The organism is Dokdonella sp., assembly GCF_049593775.1.
Lineage (GTDB): Bacteria > Pseudomonadota > Gammaproteobacteria > Xanthomonadales > Rhodanobacteraceae > Dokdonella.
The window spans coordinates 1-4214 of record NZ_JBAWHJ010000050.1 but is presented as its reverse complement, the minus strand read 5'-3'; the positions used below and the strand labels follow the sequence as shown (position 1 = coordinate 4214).

The following is a 4214-nucleotide window of genomic DNA, read 5'->3' as shown; positions in this document are numbered from 1 at the left end:
GTTGTGGAATCCGCCCGTGATCAACCCCGATCTTGGCATCCGCGCCTCCGCGCGCTCGCAGTCGATGCGCCTCGCTCGCCACGCCATCCGGGCGAAGATGAAGACGATCGTATTCGCGCAGTCGAGGTTGATGGTCGAAATCCTGACCAAGTACCTCAAGGATGTTTTCGACCACGATCCGCGCAAGCCCGCGCGCATCCGCGCCTACCGCGGCGGTTATCTGCCGACCGAGCGTCGCGAGACCGAACGCGCGTTGCGTAGCGGCAGCATCGATGGCGTGGTCAGCACCTCGGCGCTTGAACTCGGTGTCGATATCGGCGCGCTCGATGTTGCCATCCTCAACGGATTCCCGGGCTCGATCGCGGCGACCTGGCAGCGACTGGGACGGGCAGGCCGCCGCCAGAAGCCTTCGCTGGGCATCATGATTGCTTCCAGCCAGGCGCTGGATCAGTACGTCGTCCGCCACCCGGAATTCTTCGATAGTGCACCGCCCGAACATGCGCGCATCGCACCGGACCAGATGCTGATCCTGCTCGACCATATCCGCTGCGCCGCATTCGAACTGCCGTTCACCTCAGGCGACTCGTTTGGCGAATCGCGGGTGGACGACTACCTCGAAGTCTTGGCCGAATCGGGCGTACTGCATCACGAGGGTGATCGCTGGGACTGGATCGCCGACAGCTATCCTGCCGGCGCCGTCAGCCTGCGCTCGGTGGCCGATGGCAATTTCGTTGTTGTCGATCGTACTGATGGGCACCAGACCATCATCGCCGAAGTCGACTATTCAAGTGCCGCGCTCACGCTATACGAAGGCGCGATCTACATGATCCAGTCGAACCCGTACCAGGTCGAACGGCTGGACTGGGAGGGTCGCAAGGCCTTCGTCACCCGAACCAACGCCGACTACTACACCGACGCAATCGACTACACCAAGCTCAAGGTGCTGGAACGCTTCGACGGTGCAAAAGCCGGAGGCGGTACCTGCCATCATGGCGAAGTTCATGTGGTACGCCGCGTATCGGGTTACAAGAAGATCCGTTTCTACAGTCACGAGAACATCGGCTACGGACCGGTCACCCTGCCCGACCAGGAACTGCATACCAGCGCACTGTGGTGGCAGTTGGAGCAGGCCACGCTGGAGTCCGCTTTCACCAGTCGCCAGCAAGCGCTTGATGGCTTCCTCGGCGCAGCGTATGCGTTGCACACGGTGGCTTCAGTGCGCGCCATGGCTGACGGTCGTGATCTGCAGAAGGCGGTTGGTTCCGGTGACGCAGCCTGGTTCGCCACGCGCGATGGACAGGGGCGTGGCCAATGGCGTGATGCAGGCGGGCAAGCCACCGATCCCGAGCAGGCGGATACCTTCAATCCGACCCTTTATCTCTATGACAACTTCCCGGGTGGCATGGGTCTGTCCGAACCCTTGTTCAATAGCGCTGCCCTGCTCGTACGCGAAGCCATCATGCTCGTGGAAGGTTGCGAATGCAGCGGCGGATGCCCGGCGTGTATTGGCCCGGTGACCGAAGCAGACGAACTTACTGGCGCGACGCAGCGGGAGTGCGCAGCGACCGTGCTGGCGCTGCTGGACGCATGAGTACCGTTGCCGAGAGGTTGAGGCAGTTGCGAAAGGATGCGTTGATATTGCAGGAATGCTCAGTCTCCCTCGCCATCATCCCGGCGCAGGCTGGACTGCACCGGGATGACGAGCAAAAGCGGAAGAAATCGGACCAGCTTCAAGCGCTACGAAACCTCATTCGCAATCGTGAGCGGCTACCCCAATCCCTGCAACCGCGACGCACCCTGACGCCACCAGCCGGAGAGGAAATCGCCCCGGGCCTCTACTACGTCGAAACAGTGCTGAAATATGAAGCGGCGGAGACACTTGAATGGCCGGCAATCGATGATGCACCGATTGATCGCCGCCGACTGCTTTGCTTCGATACCGAAACGACAGGCCTGGCCGGTGGTGTGGGTACGCGCGCCTTCATGATCGGAGTCGCGGCATGGCTGGAAGGCGAGTTGACGGTCCGCCAGCTCTACCTGACCACCATCGCCGGAGAACGCGCGATGCTGCAAACCTTCGCCGGCTGGCTCAATCCCGAAACGATACTGGTCAGCTACAACGGCAAGAGTTACGACGCGCCGCTGCTCAAGGGTCGCCTGCGCCTCAATCGGGTTGATCATTGTCTCGCCGCGTTGCCGCATATTGACTGGCTGCATCCGACCCGCCGTGTCTACAAGGGTCATTTGCCCAACTGCAAACTCGCCACGATCGAACGCGAGGTATTGCGCATCATTCGCGAAGATGACCTGCCCGGATCGGAAGCGCCTGCCGCATGGCTTGCCTATCTTCGCGGACAATCCAGTCGCAACCTCGCTCGCGTACTCGACCACAACAAGCAGGATGTGATTACCCTGATGCGGCTGGGCGATCACCTGACCACACGCTGATGCGAAGCTTGCGCTCTTGAGTTGCTTCTCTGCAGGAGTGGATGCGAGACAAACTTCACTGATTCCCGTCTCGTCATTCCCGCGCAGGCGGAAATCACTTTGTAGCAAATGAATGGCTGATCAATCAGTTGCTACTTCGGTGCCGTGCGACGGCAGAATATTCATTGCACTACCAGCCTCCTGCCTGCTCCATGGATGGCCTGCCATCCACCAGTCCTGAAGCGATGACCAGCCGTCCGGCTGTTGTGAAGCGAATCCCGCCTGCGCGGGAATGACAAGCTTTGGTTGAGTGCCGCTTGTCCCGGGCGTACCCGACTGTCTTGATGACCTGACCAATATGCATCGGACGGACGGGGCTGAGACCAGCCCCTGCGAAAGCAAGCGCGCATGGCTCTACAACTTCACCACGATTCCGCTCTTGTCTGGCGCTGGATATCGGGTCTTGAAACGCGCACTGGGCTTCAGTGACTCTGCCTTCCACTCGATGTTGTGGTCGGAGCGATAGTTGAACCAGATCGTGGGTTTCCTGCGCGAGCCCTGGATAACGGCTTCGATGGCTTCCTTGTCTGGGTGCTTGAACTTGTCCCCATTGCTGCTGACCAGATAATTCTTTGCATCGATCAACTCGAACATTTCCTGCGTGATGTTGTTCTTGCTGCCGTGGTGCGGCATTTTCAAGGCATCCACCTTGAGTGGATCGTCTACGGTGTAGCCGAGGTTTCGCAGGGATTCGCAGACAACCTTGGCATGCGCGTCGGCCAGTAGCAGGCAGGACATGCCCTCGTACTCGGCAAGGAATCCGATGCTGCTGCCATTGGCGGTGGATGAGTCCCTGCCCTTGAGCAGATCAAGCAATTCGTCGGTGATATCGCCCGGTCCAAGGGTCAGCTCTTCACCGGGATGGAACTTGTTCTCTTCGACCAACTGATCCCAGGCATCGTCCAGATCACCCGGATCGATTTCCCATTTGTCGACACTCTTCAGCCAGTCCTTTCTCAGCTTGGACAGGGCATTGGCGTTTGGGGAAACAAGAGTGAGCCTCATGCCATCGGCAAGTTCCACGGCATCGCCGGGCAGCTTTCCGGTGCAGACGGCCTTGCCATCGAAGCTGGTATTCCAGAGATCAAAGGCACGCCGATGAATCAGGGCGCTGAGGAACTCACCTTCTCGCCCACCGAGGGTGTTCGCCTCCTCGATGTGCCGCCAGCCGTTGAACCAGATTTCCTCCGGCGCGATGGGCCAGCGACTTTGAGGCTCGGCCATGAGGCGAATCAGGCCTTCGATGTGATCGGTGTCGACATGGCTGATAACGAGCAATTCGACGCCCTGATCGCCATCAGGCAGTGCCTGCAAGCGTGAAGAAACTTCCGGCCATGCATTGATGGGCCCACCGTCGATGAGGATTCTTCGTGTGCGTTCAGCGGTGCCGTATTCGATCCAGAGCGCGTCGCCGTGCTTGGCTGGCAGCATCTCGATGTTGAAGAAATGGGTTGTCATGGTGCCTCCATCAATATTGCGATTGCTTGGCTGGCTTGGGAAAAAGCATCGCCCCTGAAGGGCCTCCTTCAAGAGCACGAAAAGCATGTTGTATTGCAATCATTCGATCAGGTGCTTGTCATGTCGTTCGACAGAATCGGAGGGATTGGCTGTGGCTCAGCCTCGTTCTCATCATTTCGTCATCCCTGCGCAGGCAGGGATCCAGTTCCTTCCTGGGGATTTACGGTGGCAGCAAGTTCACTGGATGACCAGCCATCCGGCTGTTCACT

Annotated in this window: 3 protein-coding genes; 2 read left to right on the top strand and 1 reads right to left on the bottom strand. The window is 59.3% G+C overall.

Going from position 1 to position 4214, the window contains the following annotated elements:
* A partial coding sequence (locus WBP53_RS01925; protein ID WP_423925382.1) for a DEAD/DEAH box helicase occupies window positions 1-1591 on the top strand: 1591 nt, incomplete at its 5' end.
* Window positions 1588-2448: a ribonuclease H-like domain-containing protein gene (locus WBP53_RS01920; RefSeq protein WP_423925380.1), complete on the top strand. Its 861-nt coding sequence runs from the start codon at window positions 1588-1590 to the stop codon at window positions 2446-2448. The genes WBP53_RS01925 and WBP53_RS01920, both read left to right, overlap by 4 nt.
* Window positions 2449-2841: 393 nt before the next feature.
* Here WBP53_RS01920 and WBP53_RS01915 read toward each other — a convergent pair whose 3' ends face one another.
* Entirely contained in the window at window positions 2842-3945 is a 1104-nt protein-coding gene (locus WBP53_RS01915; RefSeq protein WP_423925378.1) for a hypothetical protein, read from the bottom strand.
* Between the last annotated feature and the right edge of the window lie 269 nt (window positions 3946-4214).